Raw genomic sequence first — 18,115 nt, 5'->3', positions numbered from 1 at the left:
CGGACTGCCGAGCCGGGTGTCGCCACCGGTACCCTGCGCCGGGACCAGGACAGCATGGCGCGTTTCCTGCTCTCCGCTGCCGAGGCCTTCGTGCGCGGAGTCGACGTCGACTGGGCGGGAGTCTTCACCGGTACCGGTGCCCGGCGCGTCGACCTGCCCACCTACCCCTTCCAGCACGAGCGGATGTGGGCCCTGCCGCCCGCCGTCGCCCCCGCGGCCTTGGCCGACCCGGCCGACACCGCGTTCTGGACCGCCGTGGAGCAGGAGGACATCGCCGCCCTGACCTCGGCCCTGGGCACGGACGAGGACTCCGTCGCCGCGGTCCTGCCCGCGCTCTCCTCCTGGCGCAGGAACCGCAAGGACCGCTCCACCGTCGACTCCTGGCGCTACCGGGTGTCGTGGAACCCGGTCGGGGCCACCCCGCAACGCCCCCTCGCCGGCACCTGGCTGCTGGTCTCCGCCGACGGCCACGGCCAGGAAGCCCCCGACCCCGACGAGGTGGCCGACGCACTGAGCGGCCAGGGCGCCGAGGTCACCCGCCTCGTCCTGGACGAGGCTTGCACGGACCGCGCGGTCCTCGCCGAACGGCTTTCCGGCGCAGGCGAGTTCACCGGCATCGTCTCCGTTCTCGCCGCCGCCGAAGAGCCCGACGAGCACACCCCCGTCCTGACCCACGGTCTCGCGCTGACCGTCTGTCTGGTCCAGGCCCTCGGCGACGCCGGAGTCGACGCCCCGCTGTGGTTCCTCACCCGGGGCGCCGTCTCCACCGGCCGCTCCGACGACGTCACGTCCCCCGCCCAGGCCCTGGTGACGGGCGTCGGCTGGACCACCGCGCTGGAACACCCGCAGCGCTGGGGGGGAGTCGTCGACCTCCCGCCGGTGCTCGACCGGCGGGCGGCGGGCAGGCTCGCCGCCGCGCTGTCGGGAGCGCTGGGCGACGAGGACCAGCTCGCCCTGCGCGACTCCGGCCTCTTCACCCGCCGAGTCGTCCGCGCATCGGCCGACGAGCAGCACCCGGCGCGCGACTGGACGCCGCGCGGCACCACCCTCATCACCGGCGGTTCGGGGACCCTCGCCCCTCACCTGGCCCGCTGGCTGGCCGACCGGGGCGCCGAGCACCTCGTGCTGCTCAGCCGCCGGGGCATGGACGCCCCGGGCGCCGCCGGACTCGTCGCGGAACTCACCGCGTCGGGCACCGAGGCCACGGTCGCCGCCTGCGACATCACCGACCGCGACGCCGTCGCCGCGCTCCTCGCGGAGCTCAAGGCCGGGGGGCGCACGGTACGCACCGTCGTGCACACCGCCGCGCTCATCGAGCTGTACCCGCTCGCCGAGACCACCATGGAGGACTTCGCCCGCGTCCTGGACGCCAAGGTCACCGGCGCCCGCATCCTGGACGAGCTCCTCGACGAGGACGAGCTCGACGACCTGATCCTCTACTCCTCCACCGCCGGCATGTGGGGCAGCGGAGCCCACGCCGCCTACGTGGCGGGCAACGCCTACCTCGCCGCGCTCGCCGCCCACCGCCGGGCCCGCGGGCTCCGCGCCACCTCCCTCTCCTGGGGCATCTGGGCCGACGACATCAAGGCCGGGCGCGTGGACCCGGGGACGATCCGCCGCAGCGGCCTGGAGTTCATGGACCCGCAGCTCGCCCTGACGGGTCTGAAGCGGGCCCTCGACGACGACGAGACCGCCGTCGCGGTCGCCGACGTCGACTGGGAGACGTACCACCCCGTCTTCACGTCGAGCCGCCCCACGAACCTGTTCGCCGAGATCGCCGAGGTCCGCGCCCTCACCGAGGCCGCCGAGCAGACCGCGGGCACCGTGGCGGAGAGCGGGTTCACGGCCCGGTTGCACGGTCTGACCGCCGCTGAGCAGGAACGCACGGTGCTGGAGGTCGTCCGTACCGAGGCGATGGCCGTCCTGGGCCTGACGGACGCCGACGCGCTCGCGGACCAGCGTGCCTTCCGCGACGTCGGCTTCGACTCGCTCACCGCCGTCGCCCTGCGCAACCGCCTCGCGTCGGTCACCGGACTGACGCTGCCGACGACGATGGTCTTCGACCACCCGAGCCCGGCCGCCCTGGCCGCGTTCCTCCGCACCGAGCTCGCCGGGGCGCGGACCGCCGGAACGGCCGCCACCGCCACCGCCTCCGCCACAGCCGCGGCCGACGACCCGATCGTCATCGTCGGGATGGGCTGCCGCTATCCCGGCGGGGTCGCATCGCCGGAGGAGCTGTGGAAGCTCGCCCTCGACGGCGTCGACGCCGTCTCCCCCTTCCCGCCGGACCGGGGCTGGGACGCCGAGGGGCTCTACGACCCCGACCCGGACCGGTCCGGCAAGACGTACTCCGTGCAGGGCGGATTCCTGCGTGACGTCGCCGAGTTCGACCCGGGCTTCTTCGGCATCTCCCCGCGCGAGGCCCTGTCCATGGACCCGCAGCAGCGCCTGCTGCTGGAGACGGCCTGGGAAACCTTCGAGCACGCCGGGATCGACATCGTCTCCCAGCGCTCCAGCCTCACCGGCACCTTCATCGGGGCCAGCTACCAGGACTACGCCTCCAGCGTCGTGGCGAACTCCTCGGAGGGCTCCGAGGGCCACATGATCACCGGCACGCTCTCCAGCGTGCTCTCCGGGCGGGTCAACTACCTCTTCGGCTTCGAGGGACCGGCCGTCACCCTCGACACCGCCTGCTCGTCGTCGCTGGTCGCCCTGCACCTGGCCTGCCAGTCCCTGCGCGAGGGCGAGAGCTCCCTCGCCCTCGCCGGCGGCGTCAGCATCATGTCCACCCCGAGCGCCTTCGTCGGCTTCAGCCGGCAGCGCGCTCTGGCCGCCGACGGCCGCTGCAAGGCGTACGCCGACGGCGCCGACGGGATGACCCTCGCCGAGGGCGTCGGGCTCGTCCTGCTGGAGCGCCTCTCCGACGCCCGCCGCAACGGCCACACCGTGCTCGCCGTCGTCCGCGGCTCCGCCGTCAACCAGGACGGCGCGTCCAACGGCCTCACCGCCCCCAACGGCCCCTCCCAGCAGCGCGTCATCCGCCAGGCCCTGGCCAACGCCGGAGTCGAGGCGCGCGAGGTCGACGTCATCGAGGGCCACGGCACCGGCACCGCCCTCGGCGACCCCATCGAGGCACAGGCCCTGCTCACCGCCTACGGGCAGGACCGGGACGCCGAACGCCCCCTGCTCCTCGGATCGGTGAAGAGCAACATCGGCCACACCCAGATGGCCTCCGGCGTCGCCAGCGTGATCAAGCTGGTGCACGCCCTGCGCGAAGGGGTGGTACCGAAGACCCTGCACGTCGACACCCCCTCCTCGCACGTGGACTGGTCCTCCGGGGCCATCGACCTGCTGACCGAGCGGACCGACTGGCCCGACACCGGCCGGCCGCGCCGCGCCGCCGTCTCCTCGTTCGGTCTCAGCGGCACCAACGTGCACACCATCCTCGAAGAGGCTCCCGCCGAGGAGCCCGCCGCCGAGGCGCCGGCCCCCCGGGACGGTGTCCTCCCCCTGGTGGTCTCCGCCAGGAGCGAGGCCGCGCTGCGCGCCCAGGCGGGGCGGCTGCTCGCCCTCGTCGAGGAACGCCCGGACACCGCCCTCGCGGACCTGGCCTTCTCGCTGGCCACCTCCCGGGCCGGTCTGGAGCACCGCGCCGCCGTCACTGCGGGGGAGAGCGGCGAGCTGCTGCGCGGACTGCTGGCACTGCGCGACGGGCTGACCGGCCCCGGCACGGTCCAGGGCGGCACGGGCCGCGGCCGCACCGCGTTCCTGTTCACCGGTCAGGGCAGCCAGCGGGCGGGAACGGGCCGCGAACTGTACGAGCGGTTCCCCGTCTTCGCCGACGCGCTCGACGCCGTACTCGCCCGGATGGACGGCGAGCTGGACCGGCCGCTGCGCGAGCTCCTCTTCTCCGCCGAGGGGTCGCCCGAGGCGGCCCTGCTCGACCGCACCGCCTATGCGCAGCCCGCCCTGTTCGCCGTCGAGGTGGCGCTGTTCCGGCTCCTCGCCTCCTGGGGCATCACCCCCGACCACCTGGCCGGACACTCCGTCGGAGAGCTCGCCGCCGCCCACGTGGCGGGCGTGTTCTCCCTGGAGGACGCCTGTGCCCTGGTGGCGGCGCGCGGCCGGCTGATGCAGGCGCTGCCCGAGGGCGGCGCGATGATCTCCCTGGAGGCCGCCGAGGACGAGATCCTGCCGCTGCTGGAGGGACGTGAGGACGAGGTGTCCGTCGCCGCCGTCAACGGGCCCCTCTCGGTCGTCGTCGCGGGCGTCGAGGACACCGTCCTGGACATCGCCGCGACGATCGGGGCCCAGGGCCGCAGGACCAAGCGGCTCAAGGTGAGCCACGCCTTCCACTCCCCGCTCATGGACGGCATGCTCGACGACTTCGCCCGCGTCGCGCGGAACGTCGCCTACCACCCCCCGGTCATCCCGCTCGTCTCGGGCCTCACCGGTTCGCTCGCCGCCGACGACCAGGTGTGCAGCCCCGAGTACTGGGTCCAGCACGTGCGCCGGGCCGTCCGCTTCGCCGACGGCGTCAACTGGCTGTCGGCCCAGGGCGGGGTCCGCACCTTCATCGAACTCGGCCCGGACGGCGTGCTGAGCGGCATGGCCCGGGAGAGTCTGACCGACGCGCCCCGCACCGCGCTGCTCCCGCTGCTGCGCGCGGGCAGGCCCGAGGAGCGGACGGTCGCCACCGCGGTCGCCGGCGCGTACGCCCAGGGCGTGGACGTCGACTGGGACGCGTACTTCGCGCACTCCGGCGCCCGCAGGATCGCCCTGCCCACCTACGCCTTCCAGCGCGAGCGGTACTGGCCCGAGCCCGCCGCGCTCGCCGCCACCACGGCCTCGAACCCGGCCGACTCCGAGTTCTGGTCGGCGGTGGAGCGCGCCGACGTCGGCGAACTGACCGCCTCGCTGGGTCTGGACGACACGACCGTCACCGCGATGGTGCCCGCGCTGTCCGCCTGGCGCCGCCGCCGCGACGAGGAGTCGGCGGTGGACGCCTGGCGCTACCGCGTCGTCTGGAAACCTCAGGCCGCCTCCACGGCGCCCAGCACGCTGGGCGGCCGCTGGCTCGTCCTGGCGCCGACTTCGGGGGAGGACGCCGAAGGGTCCGCCGACGTGATCGCCGCCCTGGCCACAACGACCGTGACCTGCGAGGTCACCGGCTCCGACCGGGCCGCCCTCGCCGAACGGCTCACCCAACTCCGTCAGGAGCACGGTGAGTTCACGGGGGTGCTGTCGCTGCTCGGACTCGCCGGCTGCGAGAGCGCCGCCCGCACCGGAGTGCCGGACTCCCTCCTCCTGACCGCAGTCGCCGTACAGGCGCTCGGCGACTGCGGGATCGACGCACCGCTGTGGGCCGTCACCCGCGGCGCGGTCTCCGTGGGCCGCTCCGAGCCGGTCGTCGGCCTCGACCAGGCCGCCGTATGGGGCCTCGGACGGGTCGTCGCCCTCGAACAGCCCGGCCGCTGGGGCGGCTGCGTCGACCTGCCCGAACAGCTCGACGCGCACGCCGCGCGCAGGCTGCGCGGAGTGCTCACCGCCGCGACGGGCGAGACCGAGACGGCCGTACGCGCCTCCGGCGTCTTCGTGCGCCGACTCGCCCACAGCCCCGTCGACCGTTCCACCGCGAAGCCCTTCGACCCTTCGGGCACCACCCTGATCACCGGCGGCACCGGAGGGCTCGGCGGACACGTCGCCCGTGGTCTCGCCCGGGCCGGAGCCGAGCACCTGCTGCTCGTCAGCCGGCGCGGGGCGAACGCCCCCGGCGCGGACGCGCTGCGGACCGAACTGACCGGGCTCGGAGCCCGAGTGACCGTCGCCGCCTGCGACGTCGCCGACCACGACGCGCTCGCCGCGCTCCTCGACACCGTCCCCGAGGACGCCCCGCTCAACGCCGTCATCCACACCGCGGGAATCGTCGAGGACGGCGTGGTCGACACCCTGACCGCGAACAGCTTCCGGGCCGTCCTCGACGCCAAGGTCGCCTCCGCGCGGCACCTGCACGAACTGACGGCCCACCTGCCGCTGTCCGCGTTCGTCCTCTTCTCCTCCACCGCCGGCGTCTTCGGCGCCGCGGGCCAGGGCAACTACGCGGCGGCCAACGCCTATCTGGACGCCCTCGCCGAATACCGGCGGGCGAGCGGGCTGACCGCGCTCTCCGTCGCCTGGGGCCCCTGGTCCGGATCCGGCATGGTCGCCGGCGCTGCCGAGATCGAGACCCGCGTCCGACGCGGCGGCTTCGAACCGCTCGCGCCCGAACCCGCCGTACGGGCCCTGCTGCGGGCGATCGAACAGGACGACACCGCCCTGGCGCTCGCCGACATCGACTGGGACCGCTTCGTCCCCGCCTTCGCCACCGCCCGCCCGCTGCCGCTCATCGGTGACCTGCCGGAGGTACGGCAGCAGCGGTCCGCGGGCCCCGCCACGGCCCCCGGGGGCGAACCGGAGCTGCGGCGGCGACTCGCCGAACTCCCCGACGCCGACCGCGCCGCCTTCGTCCTCGACCTGCTGCGCACCCAGGTGGCCGCCGTGCTCGGGCACAGCGACGCCGCGGCGATCGAGGACGACCGGGCCTTCCGCGACCTGGGCTTCGACTCGCTCACCACGCTCGAACTGCGCAACGCACTGGTCGCCGCGACCGGGCTCAGCCTGCCCGTGTCCCTCGTCTACGACCGCCCGACCCCGCGTGACATGGCGGACTTCCTGCTCGACGAACTCCTCGGCTCGCTGCCCGACCAGGCCGCCGCCGCGCCGGTGGCCGCCGGCCGGTCCCTGGACGACGACCCGATCGCCGTCGTCGGCATGAGCTGCCGCTTCCCCGGCGGAGTGTCCTCGCCCGAAGAGCTGTGGCAGATGCTCCAAGAGGGCAGGGACGGCATCACCCGCTTCCCCGACGACCGGGGATGGGACATCGAGGCGCTCGGAGCGGGCGCCTCGGACACCCTCGAAGGCGGATTCCTCACCGGGGTCGCCGACTTCGACGCCCACTTCTTCGGCATCTCACCGCGCGAGGCACTGGCCATGGACCCCCAGCAGCGCCTGCTGCTGGAGGCCACCTGGGAGGCGCTGGAGCGCGCCGGGATCGACCCCTCCGCACTGCGCGGCTCCACCACCGGCGTCTTCGTCGGCACCAACGGACAGGACTACCCCACTCTCCTGCGCCGGTCCCTCTCCGACGTCCAGGGCTACGTGGCCACCGGCAACACCGCCAGCGTCATGTCCGGCCGCCTCTCCTACGCCCTCGGCCTGGAAGGACCGGCCGTCACCGTCGACACCGCCTGCTCCTCCTCCCTGGTCGCGATGGACTGGGCGGGCAAGGCACTGAGCGCCGGTGAGTGCTCCCTGGTGATCGCGGGCGGCGTCTCCGTGATGTCGAGTCCCGACTCCTTCGTCGAGTTCTCCACCCAGGGCGGACTGGCCCCCGACGGCCGCTGCAAGGCGTTCTCCGACAGCGCCGACGGCACCGCCTGGTCCGAAGGCGTCGGCATCCTCGTGCTCGAACGGCTCTCCGACGCCGTACGCAACGGACACGAGGTCCGCGGCATCATCCGTTCGACCGCCGTCAACCAGGACGGCGCGTCCAACGGTCTCACCGCCCCCAACGGCCCCTCCCAGCAGAGGGTGATCCGCCAGGCGCTCGCCGACGCCGGACTGACCGCCGCCGACATCGACGCCGTCGAGGCCCACGGCACCGGCACCACCCTCGGCGACCCCATCGAGGCCACGGCCCTGCTCTCCACCTACGGCCAGGACCGCGAACGGCCGCTGCTGCTCGGCACCGTCAAGTCGAACATCGGGCACACCCAGGCCGCCGCGGGCGTCGCGGGCGTCATCAAGATGCTCATGGCGATGCGGCACGGCACACTGCCGGCGTCCCTGCACATCGGCACCCCGTCCGCCCACGTGGACTGGAGCGCCGGCGCGGTGGAGCTGCTGACCGAGCCGACGGCCTGGCCGGACACCGGCCGTCCGCGCCGCGCCGGAGTCTCGGCGTTCGGCGTGAGCGGCACCAACGCGCACGTCATCGTCGAGCAGGCGCCGCCCGTCGAGCGGGCGCCGGAGGAGGAGACCACCGAGCACCCCACGCCGGCCGTCGTGCCGTGGACCGTGTCGGGCAGGAGCCGAGAGGCGCTCCAGGACCAGATCGAGCGGCTCACCTCCTTCGCCGCCCGCCGCACCGACCTGTCCCCGCTGGACATAGGCCGCTCGCTCGCCGGGGACCGCACACTCTTCCCGCACCGCGCAGTGCTGCTGGCCGACGCGGACGGCGTACGGGAGAGCGCGCGCGGCACCGCGAACCGCGCCCCCGGCAGGACCGCGTTCCTCTTCTCCGGCCAGGGCAGCCAGCGCGGCGCCATGGGCCGCGAACTGTACGAGCGCTTCCCCGTCTTCGCCGAAGCGCTGGACTCCGTCCTCGCCCATCTGGACACCGAACTCGAGTACCCCCTCAAGGAAGTGCTGTTCGCCTTCCCCGGCACCTTCGAGTCCGAGCTGCTGGACGAGACCGGATGGACGCAGCCCGCGCTCTTCGCGATCGAGGTGGCCCTCTTCCGGCTCGCCGAGTCGTGGGGTCTGACACCGGACTTCGTGACCGGGCACTCGATCGGTGAGATCGCCGCCGCCCACGTGGCGGGCGTGTTCTCCCTGGCGGACGCCTGCCGGCTGGTCGCGGCCCGCGCCACGCTGATGCAGGCGCTCCCGCAGGGCGGCGCGATGGTCGCGCTCCAGGCCACCGAGGACGAGGTGGCCCCGCTGCTGGACGCCGGCGTGTCCATCGCCGCGGTCAACGGCCCGCGCTCCCTGGTCGTCGCCGGAGCGCAGGACGCGGTCGACGAACTCACCGAACTGTTCGCCGCCGACGGCCGCCGCACCACACGGCTGCGGGTCTCGCACGCCTTCCATTCGCCGCTGATGGACCCGATGCTCGCGGATTTCGCCCGCGTCGCCGAGAGCATCACCTACGACGAGCCCCGCATCCCCGTGGTCTCCAACCTCACCGGAGCCCTCGCGACGAGTGGCGAACTGCGCTCTGCGGCCTACTGGGTGCGCCACGTACGCGAAGCCGTACGGTTCGCCGACGGGGTGCGCACCCTGCGGGACGCGGGAGTCGGCACGTTCGTCGAGCTCGGCCCCGACGGGGTGCTCTGCGCGATGGCGCAGCAGAGCCTGGACGGTGTGGAGCCCGCGCCCGCGGTCGTGCCGCTCCTGCGCAAGGACCAGGGCGAGGAGGCGGCACTCGTCGCCGCGCTCGCCGCCCTGCACGTCCACGGCGCGGGACCCGACTGGTCCGCCTTCTTCGCGGGCCTGGGCGCACGCCGGGTCGAACTGCCCACGTACGCCTTCCAGCGCCAGCGCTACTGGCCCGAGCCCGCGGCGCTCGAAGCCGCCGGGCCCCCCGACCCGGCGGACACCGCGTTCTGGTCCGCCGTGGAGCACGAGGACGTCGAGACGCTGGCCTCCTCGCTCGGCCTGGACGGCGACACCGTCACCGCGATGGTGCCCGCCCTGTCCGCCTGGCGCCGCCGTCGCGGTGAGCAGTCCGCGGGCGCCGCCTGGCGCTACCACGAGACCTGGACCCCGCTGCCCGCACGGGCGGCGACCGGGGACGCGGGCAGGTGGCTGGTGCTCCTGCCGGCCGGTGACACACCCCCCTGGGTGACCGCGGCCGCCACGGCACTGGGCGACGACGCCGTACGCGTGTCCGTGGACGGCGACCTGGCCGGCCCGCTCGCCACGGCGTGCGCCGACCGGGACGAAGCCGGCTTCACCGGAGTCGTGTCGCTGCTCGCCGCCACCGCGGACGCCACCGCCCTGCCCCCGGACCACGCCTGGCCCCGGACGCTGCTTGTGGCTCTGGCCGACGCGGGCGTCGACGCGCCGCTGTGGTGCGTCACCCGGGGCGCCGTCTCCACCGCCGGCGAACCGCTGCTGAGCGCCGGGCAGGCGGCCGTATGGGGCCAGGGCCGGGTCACGGCGCTGGAGCACCCCGACCGCTGGGGCGGGCTGATCGACCTCCCCGGGACGGTCGACGACCGTACGGGCACGACCTTCGCCGCGGCCCTGGCGGGCGGCGAACGTCCCGACGGCGAGGACCAGATCGCGGTCCGCGCCACCGGCGTCCACGGACGGCGGCTGGCCCGCACGACCGCCACGGCCGCCAACCCGGCCGGTAACGTCTGGCGGCCCACCGGCACGGTGCTCGTCACCGGCGGCACGGGGACCATGGGCGGACTGATCGCCCGCCGGCTGGCCCGGGAGGGCGCCCGGCACCTCGTACTGACCGCCCGGCACGCCTCGGACCTCGACGGGGCCGCGATGCTCGAAGCCGAACTGCACCGGCTCGGCGCCGGGACGACCCTGGCCGTGTGCGACGTGTCCGACGCCGCCGCGCTGACCGCGCTGCTCGGCACGCTCCCCGAGGACGCGCCGCTGACCGCGGTCGTCCACGCGGAGGAGCCGGACGTCCTCGGCGCGACGACCGCGCAGCTCACCGCCGCGCTCGCCGGAGCCGTCCAGCTCGACGCCGCGCTCGGGGACCGGCCGCTCGACGCCTTCGTCCTCTGCGGCACGATCGCCGCCACCTGGGGCGTGAGGGGCCAGCAGGAGACCGCCGCACTCGGCGCGTACCTCGACGCCCTCGCCCGCCGGCGCCGCGACCGGGGGGCCACCGCCCTCGCCGTCTCCTGGGGGGCGTGGGCGGACCTGGCCGACGACTCCACGGCCGCGCACCTGCGGATGAACGGCCTGCCCGTCCTCGACACCGACACGGCACTCGCCGCGCTCGGCAGGGCCGTCGCCGACGGCGGGGCCGCCGTCACCATCGCCGACGTACGGTGGGAGACCTTCGCCCCGGCCCTCGCCGAAGCCCGCCGCACCACACTCCTGCACGCACTGCCGGAAGCCCGCGAGGCCCTGGAGACGGCCGGACGGGACCGGGGCGAGGAGCGGTCCGCCGCCGACGCCTACCGGCAGCAGACGCTCGCCCTGCCCGAGGCCGAACGGGGCGAAGCCCTGCTGGCCCTGGTCACCGCCAAGTCGGCCGTGGTCCTGGGGCACACGGACAGCGGCCTCGTCGAACCCGACCTCCCCTTCCGCGACCTCGGCTTCGACTCCCTGACCGCCGTCGACCTGCGCAACCAGCTCACCGCGGCCACCGGCGTCACACTTCCCGCCACCCTGGTCTTCGACCACCCGACCCCGGCCGAGCTCGCCCACCACCTGCGGACCCTGCTGCTCGGCGAACTCCCCGACACCGCGACCCCCGTCGCCGCCACCGCGCCGGCCGACGACGACCCCGTCGTCATCGTCGGCATGGCCTGCCGCTACCCGGGCGGTGTCGGATCGCCCGAGGAGCTGTGGCAGCTCGTCATGGACGAGACCGACGCCGTGGGCGCGTTCCCCACCGACCGGGGCTGGGACCTCGACACCCTGCTCGGCGGGCCGCCGGAGGGCGGCCGTGGCCGCAGCACCACCGGAAACGGCGGATTCCTCTACGACGCCGCCGACTTCGACCCCGCCGTGTTCGGCATCTCGCCGCGCGAGGCCATCGTGATGGACCCGCAGCAGCGCATCGTGCTCGAAGCGGCCTGGGAGGCACTGGAGCGGGCGGGCATCGACGCGGCGACCCTGAAGGGAAGCACCACCGGCGTCTACGTCGGCGGCGGCAGCGGCGACTACCGTCCGCCGGCCGAGGCCGGGCAGTGGGAGACCGCCCAGTCCGCGAGCCTCCTCTCCGGCCGGATCGCGTACTCCTTCGGCCTTCAGGGGCCCACCGTCTCCGTCGACACCGCGTGCTCCTCGTCCCTGGTCGCGCTGCACCTCGCGGCCCAGGCACTGCGCTCCGGCGAGTGCTCGATCGCCCTGGCCGGCGGCGTGACCGTCATGGCCACCCCGGCGGGCTTCGTCGAGTTCAGCGCCCAGGGCGCCCTCTCCACCGACGGCCGCTGCAAAGCGTTCTCGGAAGGGGCCGACGGTACCGGCTGGTCCGAAGGCGTGGGCATGCTCGTCGTCGAGCGTCTCTCCGACGCCCGGCGCAACGGCCACCACGTCCTGGCGGTCCTGCGGGGCTCCGCGATCAACCAGGACGGCGCCTCCAACGGGCTAACCGCGCCCAGCGGACCCGCGCAGCAGCGGGTGATCCGGCAGGCCCTCGCCAACTCCGGCCTGCGGACGACCGACGTGGACGCGGTCGAGGCCCACGGCACGGGCACCAAGCTCGGCGACCCGATCGAGGCCCAGGCGCTGCTGGCCACCTACGGCCAGGACCGGGACCCCGACCGCCCGGTGCTGCTCGGTTCGCTGAAGACCAACATCGGACACACGCAGGCCGCCTCCGGAGTCGCCGGGGTGATCAAGATGGTGATGGCCATGCGCCACGGCACCCTGCCGAGGTCGCTGTACGCCGAGACGCCGACCTCCCAGGTCGACTGGACGGCCGGACACGTCCGGCTGCTCACCGAGCCCGTCGCCTGGCCCGCATCGGACCGCGCACGCCGGGCGGGCGTCTCCTCCTTCGGCGCCAGCGGCACGAACGCCCACGTCATCCTGGAACAGGCACCGCCCGCCGAACCGGAGCCGGCGGCCACCGCCCCCGGCGAGCCGCTCCGCGAGCCCCGGGCCCTCCCGGTGCTGCTGTCCGGCAAGTCCGCGGGCGCCCTGCGCGGTCAGGCCCGCCGCCTGCTCACCAGGGTCACCGAGGACACGGACGTCCCGCTGACCGATCTCGCCTACTCCCTCGCCACCACCCGCACGGCCTTCGACCACCGGGCCGCCGTGACGGCCACCGACCGCGACGGGCTGACCGGCGCACTCACCGCACTGGCCGCGGGAGGCACCGCCGCCGGCCTGGTCGAGCACCAGGTGGAGCGCGTGGGCAAGCGGGCGTTCCTCTTCTCCGGGCAGGGCTCCCAGCGCCTGGGCATGGGCCGCGAGCTCTACGACCGGTTCCCGGTGTTCGCACAGGCGCTGGACTCGGTGCTGGACCTGCTGGACGCGCGGTCGGGCCGTCCCCTGCGCGACGTGATGTGGGGCGAGGACGCCGAGACGCTCAACGAGACGGGCTTCGCCCAGCCCGCCCTGTTCGCCGTCGAGGTGGCCCTGTTCCGACTGGTCGAATCGTGGGGCGTGAAGCCCGACTTCCTGGCCGGCCACTCGATCGGCGAGATCGCCGCCGCCCACGTGGCGGGAGTGTTCTCCCTGGAGGACGCCGCCCGCCTGGTGACGGCGCGCGCCTCGCTGATGCAGGCACTGCCGCCCGGCGGTGCGATGGCAGCCGTGGAGGCCACGGAGGACGAAGTCCTGCCGCTGCTCTCCGACGACGTGTCCGTCGCCGCCGTCAACGGCCCCTCCTCGGTGGTGGTCTCCGGCACCGAACAGGCCGTCCTGGACGTCGCGGCCCGCCTGGCCGACCAGGGCCGCCGCACGAGCCGGCTGCGCGTCTCCCACGCCTTCCACTCACCGCTCATGGAGCCGATGCTCGACGCGTTCCGCTCGGTCGCCGAGAGCCTGACCTACGCGGCGCCGCGCATCGCGGTCGTCTCCGACCTCACGGGCGGACCGGCACGGGCCGAGGAACTGTGCACGCCCGGCTACTGGGTACGCCATGTCCGCGAGGCCGTCCGCTTCGCCGACGGCGTACGCACCCTCGCCGACCGCGGTGTGACCACGTTCCTGGAACTCGGCCCGGACGGCGTGCTGTCCGCGATGGCCCAGGAGAGCGCGCCCGAGGGGGCCGTCACCGTCCCGGTCCTGCGCAAGGACCGCGACGAGGAGACCACCCTCGTCGCCGCGCTCGCCCGACTGCACGTCCAGGGCGTGCCCGTGGACTGGCGGCGGGTCTTCGCGGGCACCGGAGCCCGGTGGCTGGACCTGCCGACGTACGCCTTCCAGCGCGGAAGGTTCTGGCCGGACGTCATGCCGGGCGTCACCCCCGCCGACGCGCCCCCGCAGGCCGCCACGGCGGACCACGCGTTCTGGAGTGCGGTGGAGAAGGAGGACTTCGCCTCGCTGGAGTCCACCCTCGACGTGGAGTCGGACGCCCTGTCGAAGGTGCTGCCCGCCCTGATGGACTGGCGCGGCCGGCAACACGACGAGTCGGTCATGGAGGAGTGGCGCCACCGCGTCGTCTGGAAGGCCCTGGCCGGCGGAGCGAGGGCCAACCGGAAGGTCCTCACCGGCACCTGGCTGGCCGTGGTACCCGCCGAACTGGCCGAGGACCCCTGGGTGTCCGCCGTACTCGACACCCTGGACACCGACGTCGTACGCCTGGCCGTGCGGGGAGCCGACCGGGCCGCACTGGCCGCGGAACTGAGCACCCGTGCCGAGGAAGGCACCCGGTTCACCGGGGTCCTCTCCCTCCTCGCGCTGAAGGAGAGCGCCCGGGGCAGCGTGCCCGAGGGAACCGCCCTCACCGCCGTACTGCTCCAGGCGCTCGGCGACGCGAGGATCGGCGCGCCCCTGTGGTGCGTCACCCGGGAAGCCGTCGCCACGAACCGCGCGGACACCGTCCAGAGCCCGCTGCAGGCCGCCGTGTGGGGGCTCGGCAGGGTCGCCGCACTGGAGTACCCGGAGCGCTGGGGCGGTCTGATCGACCTGCCCGCGACGCTCGACGAGCGGGCGGCCGCCGGCTTCGCCGGAGCACTCGCCGGCCTCGACGGCGAGGACCAGATCGCCGTGCGCACCTCGGCGATCCTCGCCCGGCGCCTTGTGCGGGCCCCCGGAAAGCGGCCCGCCCGCACCTGGGCCCCGAACGGCACCGTGCTGATCACCGGCGGTACCGGCGCCCTCGGCGGGCACGTCGCCCGCCGGCTCGCCAAGGACGGAGTCCAGCACCTGGTGCTGCTCAGCCGCAGCGGCCCCGCCGCACCGGCGGCAGAACGCCTGCGGGCCGACCTCGACGCACTGGGCACCTCGGTCACCGTCGCCGCCTGCGACGCCGCCGACCGGGACCAACTGGCCGCCGTCCTGGCCGAGATACCGGCGGAGCACCCGCTCACCGGGGTGATCCACGCGGCCGGAGTCCTGGACGACGGAGTGCTCGACCGGCTCACTCCGGAGCGGTTCGAGGCGGTGTTCCGGTCCAAGGTCACCCCGGCCCTCCTGCTCGACGAACTGACCCGTGGAGCGGACCTCACGGCGTTCGTCCTCTTCTCCTCCGCCTCGGCGGCCGTGGGCAACCTCGGCCAGGGCAACTACGCGGCGGCCAACTCGGTCCTGGACGCTCTCGCCGAACGGCGCCGGGCTCAGGACCTCCCGGCGACCGCGGTCGCCTGGGGAGCCTGGGACGGTGGCGGCATGGCAGAGGGAACCGGGGCCGAAGAGGCCGCGGCACGCACCGGGGTCGGCGCCATGGCCCCGGGACTGGCCTGCGAGACGATGCTCCGGCTGGTCATGGAGCCCGATCCGACCGCCGTCGTCGCGGAGGTCTCCCTGGACCGTTTCGTCGCCGCCTTCGGCACGGCGCGGCCGAGCGCCCTGCTCCGCGAACTCCCCGGGTACGACCGCATGGCGGCCGCCGCCGCGGCACCCTCGGACACCGAGGCGGAGGGCGGCCTGCGGTACCGGCTCGCGGCCATGTCGGCGAACCGGCGCCTCGAATCCGTCGTGGACCTGGTCCGCACCCAGGCCGCCCGGGTGCTCAGCTACCCGGACACGGAAGCGGTCGGCGCGGAACGGTCCTTCCGGGACCTCGGGGTCGACTCGCTCGGAGCCGTGGAACTGCGCAACCAGATGAACAGCGCCACCGGGCTCAGCCTCCCCGCCACCCTCGTCTTCGACCACCCCACCCCCACCTCCCTCGCCGAGCACGTACTCGGACAGCTCATCCCCGAGGGCGGCCCCGGGACGGACGGCGACGAGGCGGAGATCCGAGCCCTGCTGGCCTCGGTGCCGCTGGAGCGACTGCGGGACATCGGCGTACTGGAGCCACTGCTCCAGCTGGCGGGCCGGGGCGCGAGTACCCCGGCACAGAACGACACGACGGACGAGTCCATCGACTCGATGGCAGTGGCAGACCTGGTCCGGGCCGCGCTCAACGGCCAGTCCGACCTGTAGCGCGAGAGTGACGGAGCAGATGATGAACGCCCCTACCGAGAACGCCCCCACCGCCGGTGTCGTGGAAGCGCTCCGCGCCGCCATGAAGGAGTCGGAGCGGCTGCGGCGACAGAACAGGATGTTCGTCGCCGCGGCCCGGGAACCCATCGCCATCGTGGGCATGAGCTGCCGGTTCCCCGGTGACGTCACCTCGCCCGAAGGACTCTGGGAGCTCGTCGCCACCGGCACCGACGCCATCTCCGGCTTCCCCACGGACCGCGGATGGGACCTGGACGCGCTGCGCGCCAGCACCACCGACGCACGGGACACCTCGGTCAGCCAGCAGGGCGGATTCCTCAACCACGTCGCCGACTTCGACCCCGGCTTCTTCGGGATATCCCCCCGGGAGGCCGCCACCATGGACCCCCAGCAGCGGCTGCTGCTGGAGACCACCTGGGAGGCCATCGAGCGCGCCGGCATCGACGCCACCCGGCTGCGCGGTACCCGCACGGGCGCCTTCATCGGCACCAACGGTCAGGACTACGCCTACCTCCTGGTCAGGTCGCTCGACGACGCGACCGGCGACGTCGGCACCGGCATCGCGGCGAGCGCCGTCTCCGGCCGCCTCTCGTACGCCCTCGGCCTCGAAGGCCCCGCCGTCACCATCGACACCGCGTGCTCGTCGTCCCTCGTCGCCCTCCACCTGGCCGTGCAGTCCCTGCGCAACCAGGAGTGCACGCTGGCACTCGCCGGGGGCGTCAACGTCATGTCCACCCCCGGCTCGCTCATCGAGTTCAGCCGGCAGGGCGGCCTGGCCAGGGACGGCCGCTGCAAGGCCTTCTCCGAGAACGCCGACGGCACCGGCTGGTCGGAGGGCGCGGGCGTCCTGATGCTGGAGCGCCTCTCGGACGCCGAACGCAACGGGCATCCGGTCCTCGCCGTGATCCGTGGCTCGGCGGTCAACCAGGACGGCGCTTCCAACGGCTTCACCGCCCCCAACGGCCCCTCCCAGCAGCGGGTCATCCGTCAGGCCCTCGCCAACGCCGGTCTCACCCCCGCCGACGTCGACGCCGTCGAGGCACACGGCACGGGCACCCCGCTGGGCGACCCCATCGAGGCCCAGAGCCTCTTGGCCGCGTACGGCCAGGACCGGGAGCACCCGCTCCTCCTCGGTTCGGTCAAGTCCAACATCGGGCACACCCAGGCCGCCTCCGGGGTCGCCGGCGTGATCAAGATGGTCATGGCGATGCGGCACGGCACGGTGCCCAAGACCCTCCACGCCGAGGAGCCTTCCTCGCACGTCGACTGGTCGGCGGGCAAGGTCGAACTGCTCACCGAGGCCCGCGCGTGGCCCGACTCGGGCCGCCCCCGCCGCACCGGCGTGTCCTCGTTCGGCGTCAGCGGGACCAACGCACACGTGATCGTCGAGCAGGCCCCGGCGGCCGTACCGGTCCCCGCCGACGAGACCGCTCCCGTGCGCAGCGCCCGGGCCCTGCCCTGGATGGTCTCCGGGCGCACCGCCGATGCGCTGCGCGACCAGGCGACCGTGCTGCTGAGCAGGCTGGAGAGCGAACCGGCCCTGCGGGCGGTGGACACGGCACTGTCCCTGGCGACGTCCAGGGCGAGCATGGAACACCGCCTCGCCGTCGTCACCGACGAGGACGGCGGCGCGGGGCGCGCGGCGCTGGAGACCTGGCTCGCGAACGGCACGGCGCCGGGTGTCGTCGAGGGCACCGTCTCGGGACGGTCGAAGAGCGCGGTGCTGTTCTCGGGTCAGGGTGCGCAGCGGCTCGGTATGGGTCGTGAGTTGCACGGGGCGTTTCCGGTGTTCGCGGAGGCGTTGGACGCGGCGTGTGTGCTGTTGGACGCGGGGTTGGGTTGTTCGCTGCGTGAGGTTATGTGGGGTGGGGACGCCGGGCTGTTGGACGACACCGGTTTCGCTCAGCCGGCGTTGTTCGCGGTCGAGGTGGCGTTGTTCCGGCTGGTGGAGTCGTGGGGTGTGGCTCCTGATTTCGTGGCCGGTCATTCGATCGGTGAGATCGCGGCTGCTCATGTGGCGGGGGTGTTGTCGCTGGAG

At 74.2% G+C, this 18,115-nt stretch carries 2 protein-coding genes and 1 pseudogene; all 3 read left to right on the top strand.

What is annotated here, in order from left to right; genetic code table 11:
- Positions 1–54 precede the first annotated feature (54 nt).
- A complete protein-coding gene (locus ABZ154_RS32975; protein WP_356838034.1) occupies positions 55–16,059 on the top strand; it encodes a type I polyketide synthase in 16,005 nt (5,334 codons plus the stop codon).
- A 19-nt stretch (positions 16,060–16,078) separates the two neighbouring features.
- Positions 16,079–16,174, top strand: a pseudogene (locus ABZ154_RS32970) (polyketide synthase docking domain-containing protein); the annotation flags it as partial.
- On the top strand, positions 16,160–18,115 hold a 1,956-nt coding region (locus ABZ154_RS32965; protein ID WP_356838035.1), incomplete at its 3' end, for a type I polyketide synthase. The pseudogene ABZ154_RS32970 and the gene ABZ154_RS32965, both read left to right, overlap by 15 nt.

The sequence above is a fragment of the Streptomyces sp. NPDC006261 genome (assembly GCF_040613515.1).
Taxonomy (GTDB): Bacteria; Actinomycetota; Actinomycetes; order Streptomycetales; family Streptomycetaceae; genus Streptomyces.
The sequence above is the reverse complement of the archived record's forward strand: the minus strand, read 5'-3'. Positions and strand labels throughout refer to the sequence as shown.